Below are 18,266 nucleotides of genomic sequence, written 5' to 3'. Positions count from 1 at the left end.
TCCACTACCCTTGCCAGCTTAGATTTTGTGAGCCAGGTCAACCATGGACAAATACTCGGCATCAGTTTCGCCAAAGTGGAGCTTCTCACGATGCTAGATATTCCATACTTCCATTGGCGTACAAAGGCTTTTGAGCTATTCAGGAAATCCACTCAGGGCCGGTATAGTACAGATGAAATCATTAAAATCCACAAGCTATATCAGACCTTCATCCATGATTATATGGAAGAATTGGCTGCTTCGGTGAGCGTTATACAAGCCAAACAAACGCTAGACATTCCGAAAAACCTAGTCATCAAACTCTACCGACTTGGCCACCTAAGAAAACTACAAAGCCAGTCACTTATACCAACCAGAATTTCACAAGACTCTCTTAAAATCATCCATGACAAATACATTTCCATTTGGGCAATTAGCAAATTACTACAACTCAGAATCGCGTCAATCCAAAAGGCAGTCATTGAAAGTGGGGCGTCATATCTCGCTCACCCTGGGGAACACACACCGTACCTCATCGAGAGAAACTCGCTTCCTATATTGCGAGAACACTTAACTCAAGTAAAACTCCACCCTGAACCAAGCAGCTTGAGACTTGATGATAACTTAAGAATCTCAACCATAGATACAAATCAGAAGACACAACTCATCACATTCAAGCAAGCTTGCAAGCGCCTAGGCTGCCGAAAAGTAGACATGCACCTACTTGCCAATAGCGGGGTTTTCACAACATACGGGCGCAGAAATTTACGCTTGCTGAAATCAGCAGATATATCTTCATTCAAACGAAAATTCATAACACTAAGCAGTTTAAAAAAAGCCACCGGAATTCATGGCAATCAAATTATAGAAGTACTCAGTGAAATGGGCATCCTTTCAGCCACTTTCAGAGCCGGGGATTTTTCGACCACTATCGTCAAAAAGAGTGATATCAAGAAAACCAACTTTCAAATTCCATACGAATATGCATCCACGCTTACAACCTACAGAAAAAACGGCAAATCCATCACATTTAATAAAGCCCAAAAAGAGCTAGGCATAGGGAGACATGAGTTTTCTAAGCTCGCAAGAGACATTATTTACAGACGCCCTATCGTCTACCAAAGCACTTACTACAGAAGAGGTTTTTCTTTCGGAGAATTTGAAGAAATAAAAAAAACATTTTTGGAATCAGTCCCACTTGACGCAATAATCAAAGAATGCGGAATACCAAAATCTCAAATACTTTCACAATTCAAAATCATTCGAAACAAAGAGATACTCCACCTAAATAAAATTGCCAACTTAAGAAAAAGCTTCGCAGCGGACATATTTTTTTATTATACTAACTACATATCTATAAACGCAGCCGCGAGCAGTATTAATATTTCGCCACCGTACCTTTTAAAAATATTGTCCCAACACCCTGACCCTAACCCGTATCTAAAGAGTACGCCATCATTTAAGTGCCTGAGTGCTGGACACTTTGATTTTGCATTTAAACTTGCTCGCAATCTTCCCGAAAACTTCTCGGGCCCAGTTAAGCCGACTTAAGACAAACCTACCCCTCCATTCAGTGTCTTTTCCCTCCGATAAACAAAACCAAACTCACCTGGCAAAAAACCTTATTATTTCAAAAAACTTGAAAAAAAATTAACCTAGCACTGATCCAACGCTTCTGGCAATGCCCTACCAGAAGAGGCCGTTTTCAATGACGTTTGAAGATCAACGGCAAGAACCTTGCGCGCGCTGAAGCCCCGGCATCGTCACCACCATTGACGGCCACGTTTTGAACCCAACCAGAAGAGAACCCAGCAATGTCGATAGATAACAGCCTCATCGGTTCCGTAATCAATGCCTTGCCGATGGACCGCATGATCGCAGGCCCCCTGCAGGCCATGGTCCAGGCCCAGGTCACCGCCAGCAAATCCTACGCCGACTTCCTGATGCAGGTGTGCGTCCAGGACGGCAAGGCCGTGGCCATCCAGTTCGACTACGACGAAACCATCGTCGACGAACAAGGCGAGTACAAGGGCGTGGTCAGCAAGACCATGAAAGTGCCGCTGGTGGCAGCCATCACCCACCCGAACATTTCCATCGAAGAAGGTAATGTCGAGTTCGAGCTGGTCATCAACCAGATGTCGGAAGACGTTTCCAGCAAGGACATGAGCGCCGAGGCAAGCGGTTCGCTGGGTTGGGGGCCGTTCAGGCTCAACGTGAAAGGCAGCGTCAGCCACAAGTCCACGCAAACCCGCAAGACTGACACCCGCGCCCGCTACGCCTTCAACACGACCTTGAAGCGCCAGGACCCGCCTGAAGCGATGATGCGGGTGATCGACTTCCTGACCGACGCCGCGACAAAGCCGACCGTGGTCAAAACCGCCACACTGGAAAGCCAGGACTTGATTTCCCAGGCCGATACCTTGAAGAACCCTGCCGCCGACGGCGCTTCGGCGCTCGCCGCCGCCACCTCTTGAGACGCACCTCCCTGCCCCGAACAGCCCCCCTGACCAGCAACAGGGGGGCACCACCTGGCCTGAGGAGTCGAAGCATTGGATAAATCCCCCGCCCCCATGACTTCCATCGACCTGCGCGAAATCACCCGTGGCCTGCAGGAAGCCGCCAGTGCTACCAACAGCCTGATCGCGCAGCAGTACATCAACCTGTTCGACCAGTTCTTCGAATGCGACACCGAAGCGTTGGGCGCGCCCATGAAAGCCAAAATGGTCGAAGTGGCCATGGACGGCCAGCACATCATGCGCGTACCGCTGTTCGCGCTGGTGTCGCCAAAAGGCCTGGCCCTCGAGCGCATGCAGGTCGACCTTTCGGTAAGGGTCAAAGGCACCGAAGCACAGCAGGCACTGCTGACTGCAGGCGAAAACAAGGCGGCCAGCTTCAAGGTCACCATCGGCGGCCAAAGCCGTCAGGGCGACAGCCGTGACCCCGATGAAGTGCAGATCCGCATGCAGTTCCAGGCCAGCGAACCGCCGGAAGCCCTCAACCGGTTGATCGAGGAATACACCAGCCTGATCATCCCGGTACGCGCCCCCATCCCGCCGCCATCGCCCGATACCAATGAGTTCATCGAAGCGGCCACTGTCCGTTGACGGCCGCCCTGCGCCAGCTCAGAAGTCGCGCTTGTAGAAGATGTCCAGTGAACTGGCCAGCCCGCTGGCAGCTTCGAGGTACACCTTCTTGCTCAGCTTGTAGCGCAATGCAATGGTGTTGGCGGGCTCGAACACCCCCACCCCGTAGCGCAGGCTCAGTTTCTCGGTGAGGTTGCCGCTGGCGACCACGCTGGTGGTATTACCCGAACCTTCGGTATCCAGCTGGAAGTCGTCGATGCCCAGGCTCGAGGCCAGGCTGCCGGTGATGCCGGCGCTACCCGCCAGGCCCAGGCCCAAGGCCGCCTCGGCGAGCATGTTGTTGTCTTCACCGGACGTGCCCAGCGGCCGCCCCAGTACCAGGTACGACAGCGCCTGCTCCTGGCTCATGGCCGGTTCCGAGAACACCTTGCTTGTGGGCTGCTCGGCACTGCCGCTCAGGCGGATACCGGCAATCACATCGTCGACCTTGCGGATCGCTTCAATGTCCAGGTATGGCTGGTCGATCGGGCCTGCGAACAACAACCGCGCACGGCGGATGGTCAGGCGCTGGCCGTAGGCGCGGTAGCGGCCATCGGCCAGGTTCAGCTCGCCACGGGTGTCGAGGTTGTCGCCGATGTGCACATGGCCGAGCAGGTTGGCCGTGAGACCAAAGCCGCTGAACGAAAGCTTGTCGCGGCCCACTTCGACATCGATGTCCATGGCCATCGCCATGGGCGGTTTGCCCTCTTCGGTCTGGTGGCCGACGATCACCGTGTCATCCGAGACCTTGACGGTGGACGGTGGCAGCTCGCGCACAGTGATCGCACCCTTGGGCACCTGTACCTTGCCGGTCACCGCCAGCTTGTCGTCGATCAGGCGCAAGGTCAGGTCCGGGGCAACCTCCAGCGTCGCATAGGGCTCGACCGTGACGGGCAGTTGCTGGCCCTGCAGACGCAGGTCCATGCCCAGTGCCTGGCCCCAGGTCAGGTTGCCATTGAGCTGGCCACGCCCCGCCTCGCCACTGCGCCAGCCGCCGTTGAGCTGTACCTGCTCGCCGGCAATCAACGCCTGCAATGACAGGTCCTCGAGACTGACCGGCAGCTCGGCACCACTGACTTCGCCGCCACTGAGCATCAGGTTGCCGTTGACCTGCGGCGCCAGCAAGGTGCCCGACAACCTGCCACTGCCATTGAGCTGCCCGGCCAGACGCTCGACCATCGGCACGAACGGGCGTGCCACCGAAAGGTCGAGGCCTGCCAGCTGGAAATCACCCGACAGCGGTTTGTTGTTGCTCAGTGGATCCAGGCGGGTGTTGACGTTCAGCTCGCCCAGGCGCTCGCCGCGGAACGCCAGGCGGGTATCGATGCGCCTTGGCGCCAGCGTGCTGTCCAGGCGCAGGGCCTGGTACGGGAAGTCGACCCAGCGGTCCTTGTCGCGCACGCGCAGGGTACCGCCACTGGCGTCGACGACGATGTTGCCCTTGGGGCCGCTGGCCGGCATGTCCAGATTGATGTCGGCATTGAGCAGGCCCTGCCAGGCGAAGTCCTTCGGCAGCCACTGGGCCAGGCTGTCCAGCGGGAACTGCTTGAGGTGGTAGCGCAAGCGTGGCTCGGGGGCCAGACGCTGGTCGTCGCCGCACAAGCTGGCCTGGCCGGAGCGCCAGCAGTGCGCAGCAAAGTCCAGCTGGCCGCTGGCCAGCCGCTGCAGGCGCGCCGGTGCCTGCAGCCGCCAGTCCTGGCCACCGGCCTGGATCCGCCCACTGGCCAGGCGCCCGCGCCAGTCACCCTTGTTCAACTGGCCATCCAGGCCGAGGTCGAGTTTGAGCTGCGGGCCGTCCAGCGCCAGGGTCAAGGCTTGCTGGCGAATGTCGCCTTTGCCGTTGGCCTGCAAGGTGCCCAATGCCGTGTCACCCAGGTGAATGCCGCTGGCCTTCAGTTCGATCACGCCACGCTGGGCGTTGTCCAGGCGGGCGTCCAGGTCCAGCTGCTGCACGCGGTTTTCCGCCTGGGCCAGCCGCTGGCCCTGCAGGGCCAGCGTACCTTGCGGGGCCTGCAAGGTGCCGGCGACGTCAAGCCGGCCCTTGACCTGGCCCTGCAACCTTGGCCACAACTGGCCCAGGCGCGGCAGGTCGAGGTCGAGCCGCCCGGCCAGGCGTTGCTGCAGGCTGCCACTGCCATTGATGCGGTTATCCCCCAGCTGGACTGCCAGGGTACCCAAGGTCCAGCTCTGCCCTGCCCCCTGGGCCTCGACCTTGAGCATTGCCGGCTGGCCGCGCAGGCGGCCTTTCAGGTCTAGCTGGGCATCGAGGCTCAGGGCGTCGCCTTTCATCTCGCCTTTGCTGCGCAGCGGCCCCGCCAGGGTACCCGGCAGCTCGGCCAGCCAATAGGCCGGGTCGAGCGCCGACAACTGCAGGTCGACATCCCATGCCAAGGTGTCGGCAAAGCGCACGGCGACACTGCCGGCAGCCTTGCCTTGCCCGGCGGTCAGCGCCAACTGCGGCAGCTTCACCTGGCTCAGGTCACCTTCGAAGGGGCTGGCCAGGCTAAACGCGCCAGCCGGGCCATCCAGGTCGCCATTGAAGGTGCCCTGGTAGTTGCCATCGCGATAATGCACCTGGGCCATGAGCCGCTTGAGGGTGACCTCAGGGGGCGTCTCCAGCGGATACAGGCGCAGCCACGGAAAGTCCTGCCAGTCCAACTGGGCGTCGGCGACCAGGCCTTGCTGCCAGTCAGCCGTGGCTTGCATCTTGACCCGCTGGGTATCGCTGGCGCTCAGGTCCAGGGCATCAAGCCTGGCGCCTTTGCTGTCGACCAGCCCGGACAACAGCAAGGCAATCGGCGACTGCTCGGCCGGCAGGCTGGCCGACCCCGACAGTTGATAGCCCTTGAGCAGGTCGCCCCGGGCGTCGAGCTTGAGCTGGTTGAACTGCACGGTGTCGGGCAACGAGGCGGCCGGCTTGAATGCCTCGGAGCGGATCTGCAAAGTCGCCGGCAGGTGCTCGGCCAACGCCTGCAATTGCCCGCTCAGCGTGGCGTCGAGGTAACCGCTGCTGGTGCCGGCGAGTTTCAGGGTTTTCTGCAACTCGCCGGTGGCAGTCAGCGCCAACTGCCAGGGTTTGCCGTCTACCGTTGGCAGTTGCAGCTGCGCCTGGAGTTGTACCGGCCAGTCAGCTTCGGGCTGCAGATTGCCTTGCAGGTTCAATTGCAGGTCGTCACGCTTCAGCTGCAGGCTGTCGACGCGCAGTTCGGCATTGGTCCAATGCGCCGCCAGTTGCAAGTCGCCAAGCAGGTCATTGCCATCCAGCCGCAACTGGCCAACCTTGACCTCACCCAGTTCGATGGCCAGCGGCAAGCGCAGGGCCGGCAACTGCAGCGGGCCACTGTCGGCCGATTCGGCGCTGGGCGCAAAGGCCATGTCGATACGTTGCGCCTGCAACTGGTCAATGCACAAGGTAGAGCGCAGCAGGCATGCCGGCGACCAGGCCAGCAGCGGTGCCTGCAAATCTACCGTGCTGCCGGCATCGGCCCAGATAAGCCGGCTGGCTTGCCAGCTACCGGCCAGGCGGCCCTGGAAATCAGCCACCTCAAGCCCGGGCACCTTGCCCAGCACCCAGCGGCTGCCGGCTTCGGTCCCCAGCAACAGGCCGAGTACCAGGCCCAGGCTTGCGGTTACCCCCAGCAGGCCCGCCAGAATGTACTTGATCACGCGTTTCACAGCTCAGGCCCCATGGAAAAGTGCAGGCGAATTCCACCTTCATCATCCAGCGCCTTGGCCAGGTCCAGGCGCAGCGGCCCGACCGGCGACACCCAGCGCACGCCAAAACCGACACCGGTCTTGAGGCTTGGCAGTTCCAGGTCGTTGAACGAGTTGCCCTGGTCGACGAAGGTTGCCAGCCGCCACTTCTCGGTCAGTGAATACTGGTACTCGACGCTGCCGGCGACCAGGTAACGCCCACCAATGCGGTCGCCGTCGCTGTTCTTCGGCGACAAGGTCTGATAGTCATAGCCACGCACGCTCTGGTCGCCACCGGCGAAGAAGCGCAGCGACGGCGGGATGTTGTTCTTGAAGCCATTGGTCGCGCTGCCACCGAACTGCACCCGGCCGAGCAAGCGATGATCATGGCCAAGCGTGGTCAGGCCCTTGAGCAGCACGTTGCCATGCAGCAGGTTGGTGTCCGAGACCAGCCCTTCCTTGGCTACCTGTACATCGAACTGCAGGCGGTAGCCGTTATGCGGGTCGATGCGGTTGTCACTGCGCAGGAAGGAGTAACTCACCCCCGGCATCAACAGGTTGCTCAGCCCGGAGTCATCACCCAGACGGTACTCCTCGCGCTGGTACTTGAGGGAAATCACCCGCTGCCAGCCGCTTGGCAGCTTGCTGTGCCACTCGGGGCCCACCGTCAGCAGTTTGCTGAGGGTGTCGGTGCCGGCAATTTCTTCGTTCTGGTAGCCGCCGGCAAAGCGCAACTTGTCGGTCAGCGGCGGGTCGAGGGGGATGTCGTACCAAAGGCCGACGTTCTGCCGGGGTGCCGACAGTTCGGTTTCCCAGCCGTAGCTATGGCCTTGCGGGTTGACCCAGTGGCGGGTCCAGTTGGCCTTGCCGCGGGGCCCGACGTCGGTCGAGAAGCCCAGGCCCAGGCCCATGGTGCGCGGTTTGCGGGTTTGCAGGCGGACATCCACGGGAATTTCTTCGCCCACGGCGGCGGTGGGCGCCGCATCCACGCGCACGCCTTCGAAGTAGCCGCTCGATTGCAGGTCATTGTTCAGCTCGGCGATCAGTTCCGAGTCGTAAGGTGTACCCGGCTTGAACGAGACCATACGCTGCAGCAGATCGTCGTCCAGCGGTGTGTCGCCACCGAAGGTGACCGCGCCCAGGTGATAGCGCGGGCCGCTCTGGTAGACCAGTTCGATATCGGCCACACCGGCCTGGGGGTCTACCGCCAGGCGCTGGCGGCTGAAGCGCCCACTGAAGAAGCCGTAGCGCGACGCCTGGTTCTGGATCAGCCGCTTGGCATCTTCGTAATGGCCGTGGTTGAGTTGTTCACCCGCGCGCAGGGCCTTGCTGTCGGGTACGCGGAAAGCCTTCATCTCACTGGCGGGGCCTTCGATGCGTATGGTCACGTTGCGCAGGCGAATCGGCTCGCCAGGGTCGATGGTGATGATCAGTTGCGGGGAACGGTCAGCCTCGCTGGCGGACTTGACCTCTGTGTCGATCTGCGCCTGGTAGTAGCCAAGTGCCTGCGCGGCTTTGCGCGCCTGCTCCTGGGCGCCGCGACTGAAGCGCAGTAGCGCTTCTTCATCGCGGTCGCCAAGGTTACCGATATAGCCTTCGACATTGGCCTTGAGCGCCTTGTTGGCCGGTTTGACCTTCACCAGCAACTCACTCTGGCCCCATGCTGCGAAACTGGCGACCCAGATAACCAGGCCCCAGGTCAATCTTCCTGAATACGTCATGCGGCGCATGCTACCAGAGCCGGGCGCTCAAGGGAGCCGTCGCGCGGTTCGCTCAGGCAAAAGCAGAATTGGAAGAGACCGGGTTGGGATGGAAGAACACCCTCTCACGGATTGGTCCTACAGCCACCTCGCCAATTTCCTCATAGCCCTGGCGCTGGTAAAAGGCCAGGTAGTGCTCGTTGCCGGTGTCCAGCACCACTCCCTGCGTACCAGGGTCGTCTGCACACCAGTCATGCACAGCTTGTAACAATTGCTCGCCGTAGTGCTTGCCCTGGAACTGCGGGTGCACGCCCAGCAGCGGCAGCACATGCACCTCGTCGGTGGGCAGGCAGGTGGCCAGGGCGGCCTGGTAGTCCATGTAGCGGCGCGTACAGCGCAGGCCGGTGCCCATTATCATGCGCAGGCGCCAGGCCCAGCTGTCGGCCACGCCCAGCCGGCGCATCGGCGGCACGATCAGGGCCATGGCGATCAGGCGGTCTTCCACCAGCAGGCCGATGGCGGGCAGTTGCAGGTAGAAGTGCTGGCGTACCCACTCGCGCACCATCACCCGCAGACGCCGCTCGTAGCCTGGGCGCTGGGCCTCGAAGATATAGGCGAAGGTAGGTTCGTGACGGTAGGCGTTGTACAGAAGCGAACGCGCCTCACGGCTGTAGCCGTCATCGAGCAGGCAGACACGGGCCGGAGCGGTAGTGGTTTCGGGCATTGCGGGCAGTCCTCCTGGAATGGGCTCATGGGTGCCTTGGAAAGGACGTTAGCAGCAGGCTGCCGAAGCCGCCATGCTGGTGATGGCAAGCGATGTCGGCTAGCATCGCGCCTTTTACCGGGATCATGTTTCCATGAAGATCGTCTGTTTCAACATCAACGGCCTGCGGGCCCGCCCGCACCAGCTGGCGGCGCTGATCGAAAAGCACCAGCCGGACGTGATCGGCCTGCAGGAAACCAAGGTCAGCGACGATCAGTTCCCGCTGGCCGACGTGCAGGCGCTGGGCTACCACGTGCATTACCACGGCCAGAAAGGCCACTATGGCGTGGCCCTGCTGTCCCGCCAGGCACCGCTGAGCCTGCACAAGGGTTTTGCCAGCGATGAGGAAGACGCTCAGCGCCGCTTCATCTGGGGCACCTTCGCCGATGCCGATGGCAACCCGATCACCATCATGAACGGCTATTTCCCTCAGGGTGAAAGCCGCGACCACCCCACCAAGTTCCCGGCCAAGCAGCGCTTCTACAGCGACCTGCAGGCGCTGCTGGAGGGCCAGTTCCGCAACGACCAGCCACTGCTGGTGATGGGCGACATGAATATCTCGCCGCAGGACTGCGACATCGGCATCGGCCCGGACAATGCCAAGCGCTGGCTCAAGACTGGCAAGTGCAGTTTCCTGCCGGAAGAGCGCGAGTGGATGGAACGCTTGAAGGGCTGGGGCCTGGTGGACAGTTTCCGCCACCTTTACCCGGAAGTGGCCGACCGCTTCAGCTGGTTCGACTACCGCAGCCGCGGTTTCGAGGACGAGCCCAAGCGCGGCCTGCGCATCGACCTGATCATGGCCTCCCAGCACCTGGTGCCGCGGATCAAGGATGCAGGTGTGGACTACGAACTGCGCGGGATGGAAAAGCCGTCGGACCATGCGCCGATCTGGCTGGAATTGAGCTGATCGCCGGGGGCTGCTACGCGGTCCATCGCCGGCAAGCCAGTTCTTGCACCCGTGGGCTGGCTTGCCGGCATAGGAGCCGGCCCAGCCACTGGAGAATTTTCAGGGGCGGTGCTCGGTCTGGATATACCGCAACACAGCATCACAGATCATGGCCTTGTGACGCAGCTTGACCTGCTCATCGGACAGGTCGATCTGGAAGATCTCGCCAAAGGTGTGGCGGTTCGAAACCCGGTAGAAGCAGAACGAGCTCATCAGCATGTGCAGGTCGATGACCTCGATGCCGGTGCGGAACACACCTTCCTGCACCCCACGGCGCAAGGTATTGCCCAGAGCTTCGAGCACCAGGCTGCTCATTTCGCGAATCGCCGGCGACTGCTTGACGTACTCGCCATAGTGGATGTTTTCGGTGCAGATGATCCGCACGAAATCGACGTTGCGGTCGTGGTGATCGAAGGTGAACTCCACCAGCCGGCGGATCGCCTGCTCGGCCGGCAGCGACTCCAGGTCCAGGCTTTGTTCGGTCTTGCGGATGTCGCCGTACAGCTTGATCAGGCACTCGCAGTACAGCTGCTCCTTGCTGCCGAAGTAGTAGTAGATCATGCGCTTGGAGGTGGCGGTGCGCTCGGCGATGGCGTCGACGCGGGCACCAGCCAGCCCTTGCTGGACGAACTCGTTGATGGCGGCCTGGAGGATGTCCTCGCGCGTTTTCTCGGGGTTGTTCTTGCGCGTCTTGCGCCCCCCTTCGGTTTCAGGCTGGCCGAGGCTGACTACGGAATCACTCATACCCACTCACAGGCTGTTTATTGGAATGAGGGGGATTATCCGCGAGCGCGGCCATGCAGGGAAGCGCGCTGTTGGTCGGGTAGCCACCACCCCACGGCTGCTGCCTACCCGCAAACGCTGCCTGCACTGGCCAAGGGCCACGCTGGTCGCAGAACAGGCACCTCGGAGTGCGCAGACGTCACAAAACAAAAGGATATAAAAATAACAAAACAATCTAACAAAAAGAGATATAAAAATTGAATGCCAAACGCCACCTCCCTAGTCTGGGCGCATCGCTTCCCTCCCCGTTCAAGGAGCAATGCCCATGCCCGCCCGTGCCTTTTCCCCCCTGCGCCGCCTGTTGATCGGCGGCTTGCTGGCCAGTGTCGCCAGTACCCTGTTGCCCTGGTCCCCAGCCCTTGCCGACGAGGCCAGGACCCTGCGCATCGGTTACCAGAAGTTCAACAGCATCAACATCCTCAAGGGCAGCGGTGCCCTGGAGAAGGCCCTGGCGCCGCAAGGCGTGAAAGTCAGCTGGCACGAGTTCGCCGCCGGCCCGCAGTTGCTCGAAGCCTTGAGCACCGGCGCCATCGACCTCGGCCATGCCGCCGACGCCCCCTCGGTGTTCGCCCAGGCCGCAGGCAAGCCGGTGGTGTACCTGGCCGCCGAGCAGCCCTACCCACGTGGCATCGGCCTGGTGGTACGTGAGCAGGACCACCTGGCCAGCGTGCAAGACCTCAAGGGCAAGCGGGTAGCCACCGGCCGCGGCTGGAACGCCCAGTACCTGCTGGCCGTTGCCCTGGAACAGGCCGGCCTCAGCTACCAGGACATCACCCCGGCCTACGTCAACAACGCCGCCGATGCCGTGGCTGCCCTGCAATCGGGCAGTGTCCAGGCCGTGACCCTGTGGGACCCGTTCCTCGCCGCGGCAGAAAGCCAGCCGGGCCTGAAGAACCTGCGCGACGGCAGCGGCCTGTCCAACAACCGCACCTTCTACCTGTCCACCGCCAGCTTCGCCGACCAGCATCGCGCCTTGCTGAAGACCTTCTTCGCCGAGCTGGCCAAGGTCAGCCAATGGGCCAACGCCAAGCCTGCGGAAGTCGCCGCACTGCTGGCCCCGCAACTCGGGATCAACGCCAACGTGCTGCAAGCGGCCAGCGAGCGGCGCAACTACAATGCCGTGGCCATCACCCCAGAGATCGTTGCCGAGCAACAAAAGCTGGCCGACACATTCCAGGGCCTGGGCCTGATTCCACGCAAGCTGCAGGTGGCCGACGCGGTCTACCCAGCTTCCGTATTGCCTTGAGCGGAGCGCGCCCACCATGCCCCGCCCGATTCGCTTCAACGCCTTCAGCATGAATGCCGCCAGCCACCAGTCCCCCGGCCTGTGGCGCCACCCGCGCAACACCAGCCTGGCCTTCAACCGCCTGGGCTACTGGACCGACCTGGCCCGCCTGCTCGAACGCGGCTTGTTCGATGCCCTGTTCATCGCCGATGTGCTGGGCATCTACGACGTCTACCAGGGCGGCCCCGAAGCCGCCCTGCGCGGTGGCGTGCAGGTGCCGGTCAACGACCCGCTGCTGCTGGTGCCGGCCATGGCCGGGGTTACCGAGCACCTGGGCTTCGGCGTCACCTTCTCGCTCACCTACGAACACCCCTACCCTTTCGCCCGGCGCATGTCGACGCTCGACCACCTGAGCAATGGCCGGGTCGGCTGGAACATCGTCACCGGCTACCTCGACAGCGCCGCGCGTAACCTGGGGCTGGCGCGCCAGTTGGGCCATGACCAGCGCTATGACCTGGCCGAGGAATACCTGCAGGTGCTGTACAAGCTATGGGAGAAAAGCTGGGACGACGATGCGGTGCTGCTGGAGCGTGACAGCGGGCGCTATATCGAACCCGCCCGGGTGCACCCCATCAACCATGTGGGCGAGCACTTCCAGGTGCCGGGCATGCACCTGTGCCAACCGTCGCCGCAACGCACGCCGGTGCTGTTCCAGGCCGGTGCTTCGGCACGCGGCCAGCATTTCGCGGCGCGGCACGCCGAATGCGTGTTCATCAGCGGGCCGACGCCCACGGTACTGCGCCGCTACGCCGACGGCATCCGCCAGGCCAGCGAGGTGGCCGGGCGTGGCCGGGACGAGGTACTGATCTACGCCCAGGCGCTGTTGATCGTCGCCCCCACGCGGGAGGAGGCCGAAGCGCGCTTCGCCGAATACCGCCGTTATGTCGACCTGGACGCCGCCCTGGCACTGCTGTCGGGCTGGACCGGCATCGACTTTGCCGGCCTCGACCCCAATGCGCCCATCGAATACGTCGAGAACGATGCCGGCCGCGCAGCCCTGGCCGCCTTCACCGCCGCCGACCCGAACCGCCGCTGGACCGTGCGCGAGGCTGCCGAGTTCGTCGGCCTGGGCGGCCGTGGCCCGGTGCTGGTGGGGGCTGCCAGCGAGGTGGCCGACCAGCTGGAAAGCTGGCTGGACCAGACCGGCATCGATGGCTTCAACCTGACCTACGCAGTGCAACCGGACGACCTGGCAAATGTGGTCGAGCTGCTGGTGCCGGAGTTGCAACGCCGTGGCCGCTACCCGCTGAGTTATGCCGAAGGCACCTTGCGCCACAAGCTGTTCGGCCAGGGCGACCGCTTGCCGGAAGGGCACGCTGGCCGGCAGGTTCGCATTCAGCCGGCAAATACCGGGTATTCCAACATTTAATTTGTGGATGGCACGCACTCGACCCTATTCTGTCGCCACATCCCCTGCGCCGCACCGGCCGGTGCGGTTCACGGCATGGGGAGAGAACAACAAGTCGAGATCGTCCATGTCGAACCATTCGTACTTCGCCCCCCACGGTGGGCACCCGGCTCAGACCGAGCTGCTGACTGACCGTGCCATGTTCACCGAAGCCTATGCCGTCATCCCCAAGGGCGTGATGCGTGACATCGTCACCAGCCACCTGCCGTTCTGGGACAAGATGCGCATGTGGGTCATCGCCCGCCCGCTGACCGGTTTTGCCGAAACCTTCTCCCAGTACATCGTCGAAGTGGCCCCGGAAGGCGGCAGCGAACGCCCTGAGCTGGACCCGAACGCCGAAGCCGTGGTGTTCATCGTCGAAGGCGAACTGGACATCACCGTCGAAGGCAAGCACCACACCCTGGTACCGGGCGGCTACGCCTTCCTGGCCCCGGGCGCCGAGTGGAGCCTGCGCAACAACAGCAAGTCCAACGTGACCTTCCACTGGCTGCGCAAGCACTACCAGAAGGTCGAAGGCCTGGACGTTCCCGAGTCGTTCGTCACCCACCGTGACAACGCCACCGTCATCGAGATGCCGGGCACCGAAGGCCGCTGGGTCACCACCCGCTTCGTCGACATGGCCGACATGCGCCACGACATGCACGTGAACATCGTCACCTTCCAGCCGGGCGGCGTGATCCCGTTCGCCGAGACCCACGTAATGGAACACGGCCTGTACGTGCTGGAAGGCAAGGCGGTGTACCGCCTGAACCAGGACTGGGTCGAAGTGGAAGCCGGCGACTTCATGTGGCTGCGCGCCTTCTGCCCGCAAGCCTGCTACGCCGGTGGCCCAGGCAAGTTCAGCTACCTGCTGTACAAGGACGTGAACCGTCACGTGCACCTGACGCTCAACCCTAAGCGTTGATGCATTGGGGGCGCTCTGCGCCCCTTTCGCGACACAAGGCCGCTCCCACAAAAGTACGGTGTACCCCGAACCCTGTGGGAGCGGCCTTGTGTCGCGAAAGGGCTGCAAGGCAGCCCCAGTAGCCGCATACTGAAAATCCTGCCCCCCGCGCGGTACCAGCCATGAACCGCTGCCTGCTGCTCACCGCCCTGCTGTTCTGCCCCCCCGCCCCAGCCGCCGACGACTGGAACCTGGCCTACGACCGCGAAGGCATCCGCGTTTACCTGAACGCCGCCCCCGACTCGCCCTACCAGCAATTCCGTGGTGTCAGCACCATGAAAGCCAGCGTTCGCACGCTTACCGACCTGCAGGAGAACTTGCGGGTGGCCTGCAAGTGGCTGTACGCCTGCGCCGAGATGCGCTTGCTGGATGTGCAAGGCGAAAACACCTGGGTGTACCTGACCACCAACCTGCCGTGGCCGACGATGCCGCGGGACATCGTGCTGAAGGTCACCACCGAACGCCTGGACGACGGCACGCTGCTGCGCCACCTGAGCGCCGAGCCAGACAGGATCCCCAAGGTAGATGGGCTGATCCGTGTGCAGCAGCTCAACGGCGAGTGGCGGATGAAACCGCTGGGTGAGCGCAAGACCGAGGTGACTTACCAGCTGCAGGCCGACCCCGCCGGGGATGTGCCGGGGTGGCTGGCCAACCGGTTTGTGGTGGATGCGCCAGTGGTGACGTTGCGGACCCTGCGAGCGGTGGCCGAGCGCCAGCCCTAGAGGGTATTGAAAACCTGCACCGGCCTCATCGCCGGCAAGCCAGCTCCCACCTCGACCGCATTGGCCTCAAGCCATACGCAAACCCTGTGGGAGCTGGCTTGCCGGCGATGGGCCGCAAAGCGGCCCCAACCCTGTCAGATCCCGCCACCCGCAAGCAATTGCGTCATCACCTCGGCCAGCGCCTTGACCATCACATCCGCCGTCGGCCGGTGGACGATGACGATTTCATAGCTGTCGACCTCAGGTAGCCCCTGCTCCGCACCGAGCACCCGATGCTCGCCGGTCGCCGCCCGTGGCGGCAGCAGGCTGATACCCATGCCATCGGCGACCGCTGCCTGGATGCCGCTGAGGCTGGAGCTGGTGAAGCTGATGCGCCAACGCCGGCCCATGCCTTCGATGGCGGTAATCATGTCGTCGCGGTACAGGCCGCGGGGCGGGAAGGTCACCAGCGGGATCGGGTCCAGTTCGAAGGCGGGCGTGCGCGCGCTGTCGATCCACTGCAGGCGCTCGGGCCAGCAGGCCACGCCTTCGCGGCTGTTGCGCCGCTGCTTGAGCAACACCAGGTCGAGCTCACCGTTGTCGTAGGCCTGGCTGAGGTCGCGGCACAGGCCGCTGGTCACTTCCAGCTTCACCTGCGGGTGCAGCCGGCTGAACGCCGACAGCGCATTGGTGGTACGCCCGCCCACGAAGTCCTCGGGCACGCCAAGGCGCACGGTCATGCCAACCATCGCCCCGGCCAAGGCTTCGAGCATCTGGTCGTTGAGGGCCAGCATGTGCCGGGCATAGCCGAGCAGGGTCTGCCCGGCGTCGGTCGGCAGCACGTCGCGATTGCCACGCACCAGCAGACGGTGGCCAACCATATCCTCCAGGCGGCGCACCTTCTGGCTGATGGTCGATTGGGTGGAGTGCAGGCGCGCAGCAGCCGTGGTGAAGCTACCGCAATCGGCCACCACGACAATGGCACGCAACAGGTCGAGGTCGAACAGGGCCCTATTCGATTTCACGCTGATGGACATCTTGGTATTCAACTTTTGAATGGCAAGACTAGCTTCTATCACGCCACCTGCTGCACCGCAACGCACACTGCTAGTCGCCGACTGCCACGCCTTCGCGCCGAGGGTCGGCACCACCCGACCAACCCTCGCCACTGCGCTGGATGATCTGCATGCCACTGGTCATGATCATCGGCGTCACCTCATGCCCCCAGGCTGCCAACTGCCGGATCAGCGCCGGGCTGGCCAAACTCGCCTCTACTTCGGTGCCGGCATTGCGGCTGCCGAAGTTGGGCAGGCCGGCGGCCTGCTGCGGGTCGAGCTGCCAATCCAGCAGGCCGATCAGCGCCTTGTTCACGTAGCCGATGATCTGCGAGCCGCCGGGCGAGCCCAGGCTGGCCACCAGCTCGCCGGAAGCTTGCGAGAACACCAGGGTCGGCGCCATGGCCGACAGCGGCCGCTTGCCCGGTTGCACCCGGTTGGCCACGGGCTTGCCTTGTTCCCGGGGGATGAACGAGAAGTCGGTCAGGTGGTTGTTGAGCAAGAAGCCCTTGACCATCAGGTGCGAGCCGAACGCTGCTTCCACCGAAGTGGTCATGGCCAGGGCCTGGCCGCGGTCATCCACCGCGCTGAGGTGCGAGGTGGAAATGCGCAGCGGCGAACGGTCAGGCGCCAGGGCCAGGTCGGCCCCCTGCGGCTGGCCCGGGCGGGCGCGTTTCATGCTGTACTCGCCGACCTGCGCGGCGCGGCTGGCCAGGTATGTGGAGTCGGTCAGGGCCTTGAGCGGCACCGGCACGTAATCGCTGTCGGCCAGGTACTGGGCGCGGTCGGCATAGGCCAGGCGCTCTGCCTCGGCAACCAGGTGCACGGCCAGCGGCGGGGCTTCCAGCCCGGCAACCGACGAAGTGCGCAGCGGCCGCATGGCGGCAAGGTCGCGCTGTGGCGAAGCCCGTTGCAGTGCCTCCAAGATGCCCAGGGTCTGCAGCACCGTCACCCCGCCCGACGATGGCGGCGGCATGCCACAGATGCGCCAGGCCTTGTAAGGGCCACACAGCGGCTCGCGCACTTTGGCTCGGTACTGCTGCATATCCTGCATCGACAGGTAGCCGGCATTGGCATGGCTGCGCACCTTGGCGACGATGGCTTCGGCGATCTCGCCGCTGTAGAACACCTCGGGGCCCTGCTCGGCAATCTGCTCGAAGGTTTGCGCAAGCTCGGGGTTGCGCAAGGTAGTCCCCACCGCCAGTGGCTTGCCCTGTTCATCCAGGAAGTAGCGGGCCATGGCGGGTGAACGGGCAATGAACGGGTCGCCCGCCACCAGGGTGTGAAGGCGTTCGGAAACCGCGAAACCGTTGCGTGCCAGCGCGATGGCAGGGGCAAACAGGTCGCGCCAGGGCAGCTTGCCGTGCTGCTCATGGGCCAGCTTCAGGGCACGCAGAACCCCTGGTACGCCCACCGAACGCCCGCCTATCTGCGCTGCCCTGAATGGCATCGGTGAACCATCGGCTTGCAGGAACAGGTTTTCCGTTACCGTCGCCGGGGCTGCCTCGCGGCCATCGAAGGCCTGCACGCGCTGGCCGTCCCAGTAGAGGATGAACGCCCCGCCGCCAATGCCGCTGGATTGCGGTTCGACCAGGGTCAGCACCATCTGCATGGCGATGGCCGCGTCGATGGCGCTGCCACCGGCACGCAGCATCGCCCGCCCCGCTTCGCTGGCCAGCGGGTTGGCAGCTGCGGCCATGTGCCGGCTGGCATGCACCGGCTGCAGGCCAGTGCGGTAGCCGGAGGCCAGTTCCGGTGGCGCGGGCAGCACCTGGTCGGCACAGGCCCAGCCACTGGCAACTACCAGGCACAAGGCGCCCATCAGGGGGGTGGAGAATGTCATCGTTGTGCTTCCTGCCATTACCTATTCAGCACGGCACTGTCTGTC

14 protein-coding genes are annotated in these 18,266 nt (G+C 62.7%); 8 read left to right on the top strand and 6 right to left on the bottom strand.

Translation table 11 applies throughout. From position 1 onward, the window contains the following. The first annotated feature begins 27 nt into the window (after positions 1–27). From CAG18_RS26295 to CAG18_RS07200, 3 genes are all read left to right on the top strand, one after another. Positions 28–1,530 (top strand): hypothetical protein, encoded by a 1,503-nt coding sequence (locus CAG18_RS26295; protein ID WP_143492635.1) that lies wholly within the window; start codon positions 28–30, stop codon positions 1,528–1,530. Positions 1,531–1,793: 263 nt separating this feature from the next. Next, positions 1,794–2,453 carry a DUF2589 domain-containing protein gene (locus tag CAG18_RS07205; protein ID WP_015270636.1) on the top strand — a complete coding sequence of 220 codons (660 nt, stop codon included), beginning with the start codon at positions 1,794–1,796 and terminating at the stop codon, positions 2,451–2,453. 75 nt (positions 2,454–2,528) lie between these two features. Next, on the top strand, positions 2,529–3,083 hold the full coding sequence (locus CAG18_RS07200) for a DUF2589 domain-containing protein (protein ID WP_043935675.1): 555 nt from the start codon (positions 2,529–2,531) through the stop codon (positions 3,081–3,083). Between the two features lie 18 nt (positions 3,084–3,101). Here CAG18_RS07200 and CAG18_RS07195 read toward each other — a convergent pair whose 3' ends face one another. The 3 genes from CAG18_RS07195 to CAG18_RS07185 are packed head-to-tail and all read right to left on the bottom strand — an operon-like array spanning position 3,102 to position 9,218. Then, positions 3,102–6,776 (bottom strand): translocation/assembly module TamB domain-containing protein, encoded by a 3,675-nt coding sequence (locus CAG18_RS07195; protein WP_085720681.1) that lies wholly within the window; start codon positions 6,774–6,776, stop codon positions 3,102–3,104. Next, a complete protein-coding gene (locus CAG18_RS07190; RefSeq protein ID WP_085720693.1) occupies positions 6,773–8,515 on the bottom strand; it encodes an autotransporter assembly complex family protein in 1,743 nt (580 codons plus the stop codon). The genes CAG18_RS07195 and CAG18_RS07190 overlap by 4 nt, the downstream gene beginning before the upstream one ends. Before the next feature lie 52 nt (positions 8,516–8,567). Continuing rightward, positions 8,568–9,218, bottom strand: a complete 651-nt coding sequence (locus CAG18_RS07185; RefSeq protein ID WP_085720680.1) for an N-acetyltransferase — start codon at positions 9,216–9,218, stop codon at positions 8,568–8,570. Between the two features lie 133 nt (positions 9,219–9,351). Between CAG18_RS07185 and xthA the strand changes: the two genes are divergently transcribed. Continuing rightward, positions 9,352–10,164 carry an exodeoxyribonuclease III gene (gene xthA / locus CAG18_RS07180; RefSeq protein WP_013972920.1) on the top strand — a complete coding sequence of 271 codons (813 nt, stop codon included), beginning with the start codon at positions 9,352–9,354 and terminating at the stop codon, positions 10,162–10,164. A gap of 99 nt (positions 10,165–10,263) precedes the next feature. On the opposite strand, the gene CAG18_RS07175 is transcribed toward xthA, so the two are convergent. Further along, complete coding sequence (locus tag CAG18_RS07175) at positions 10,264–10,947, bottom strand: TetR/AcrR family transcriptional regulator (protein WP_015270640.1); 684 nt, start codon at positions 10,945–10,947, stop codon at positions 10,264–10,266. A gap of 304 nt (positions 10,948–11,251) precedes the next feature. Here CAG18_RS07175 and CAG18_RS07170 point away from each other — a divergent pair, with 304 nt between their 5' ends. From CAG18_RS07170 to CAG18_RS07155, 4 genes are all read left to right on the top strand, one after another. After that, positions 11,252–12,232 carry an aliphatic sulfonate ABC transporter substrate-binding protein gene (locus CAG18_RS07170; RefSeq protein WP_085720679.1) on the top strand — a complete coding sequence of 327 codons (981 nt, stop codon included), beginning with the start codon at positions 11,252–11,254 and terminating at the stop codon, positions 12,230–12,232. Positions 12,233–12,248: 16 nt separating this feature from the next. Further along, entirely contained in the window at positions 12,249–13,640 is a 1,392-nt protein-coding gene (locus CAG18_RS07165; RefSeq protein WP_085720678.1) for an LLM class flavin-dependent oxidoreductase, read from the top strand. A 106-nt stretch (positions 13,641–13,746) separates the two neighbouring features. Continuing rightward, the gene (locus CAG18_RS07160; protein ID WP_013972924.1) at positions 13,747–14,583 is read left to right on the top strand and encodes a bifunctional allantoicase/(S)-ureidoglycine aminohydrolase; all 837 of its coding nucleotides are present in this window, start codon (positions 13,747–13,749) and stop codon (positions 14,581–14,583) included. A 161-nt stretch (positions 14,584–14,744) separates the two neighbouring features. Next, the gene (locus tag CAG18_RS07155; protein WP_085720677.1) at positions 14,745–15,344 is read left to right on the top strand and encodes an START domain-containing protein; all 600 of its coding nucleotides are present in this window, start codon (positions 14,745–14,747) and stop codon (positions 15,342–15,344) included. 134 nt (positions 15,345–15,478) lie between these two features. Here the strand turns inward: CAG18_RS07155 and CAG18_RS07150 are convergent, their stop codons facing one another. Together CAG18_RS07150 and ggt are read right to left on the bottom strand one after the other, a co-directional pair. Beyond that, the gene (locus tag CAG18_RS07150) at positions 15,479–16,360 is read right to left on the bottom strand and encodes a LysR substrate-binding domain-containing protein (protein WP_015270644.1); all 882 of its coding nucleotides are present in this window, start codon (positions 16,358–16,360) and stop codon (positions 15,479–15,481) included. Between the two features lie 70 nt (positions 16,361–16,430). Continuing rightward, complete coding sequence (gene ggt, locus CAG18_RS07145) at positions 16,431–18,221, bottom strand: gamma-glutamyltransferase (protein WP_085720676.1); 1,791 nt, start codon at positions 18,219–18,221, stop codon at positions 16,431–16,433. Positions 18,222–18,266: the final 45 nt, after the last annotated feature.

Source organism: Pseudomonas sp. B22(2017), from assembly GCF_002113105.1.
GTDB lineage: Bacteria > Pseudomonadota > Gammaproteobacteria > Pseudomonadales > Pseudomonadaceae > Aquipseudomonas > Aquipseudomonas asiatica.
Note: the sequence above shows the minus strand (reverse complement) of the source record. Positions and strands in the feature narration are given on the sequence as shown.

What these genes read in the sequence shown, in the direction of transcription:
- CAG18_RS07205 (WP_015270636.1), top strand. Translation starts at nt 1,794, where the DNA reads ATGTCGATAGATAACAGCCTCATCGGTTCCGTAATCAATGCCTTGCCG.
- CAG18_RS07190 (WP_085720693.1), bottom strand. Translation starts at nt 8,515, where the DNA reads ATGACGTATTCAGGAAGATTGACCTGGGGCCTGGTTATCTGGGTCGCC.
- CAG18_RS07185 (WP_085720680.1), bottom strand. Translation starts at nt 9,218, where the DNA reads ATGCCCGAAACCACTACCGCTCCGGCCCGTGTCTGCCTGCTCGATGAC.
- xthA (WP_013972920.1), top strand. Translation starts at nt 9,352, where the DNA reads ATGAAGATCGTCTGTTTCAACATCAACGGCCTGCGGGCCCGCCCGCAC.
- CAG18_RS07175 (WP_015270640.1), bottom strand. Translation starts at nt 10,947, where the DNA reads ATGAGTGATTCCGTAGTCAGCCTCGGCCAGCCTGAAACCGAAGGGGGG.
- CAG18_RS07170 (WP_085720679.1), top strand. Translation starts at nt 11,252, where the DNA reads ATGCCCGCCCGTGCCTTTTCCCCCCTGCGCCGCCTGTTGATCGGCGGC.
- CAG18_RS07165 (WP_085720678.1), top strand. Translation starts at nt 12,249, where the DNA reads ATGCCCCGCCCGATTCGCTTCAACGCCTTCAGCATGAATGCCGCCAGC.
- CAG18_RS07160 (WP_013972924.1), top strand. Translation starts at nt 13,747, where the DNA reads ATGTCGAACCATTCGTACTTCGCCCCCCACGGTGGGCACCCGGCTCAG.
- CAG18_RS07155 (WP_085720677.1), top strand. Translation starts at nt 14,745, where the DNA reads ATGAACCGCTGCCTGCTGCTCACCGCCCTGCTGTTCTGCCCCCCCGCC.
- CAG18_RS07150 (WP_015270644.1), bottom strand. Translation starts at nt 16,360, where the DNA reads ATGTCCATCAGCGTGAAATCGAATAGGGCCCTGTTCGACCTCGACCTG.
- ggt (WP_085720676.1), bottom strand. Translation starts at nt 18,221, where the DNA reads ATGACATTCTCCACCCCCCTGATGGGCGCCTTGTGCCTGGTAGTTGCC.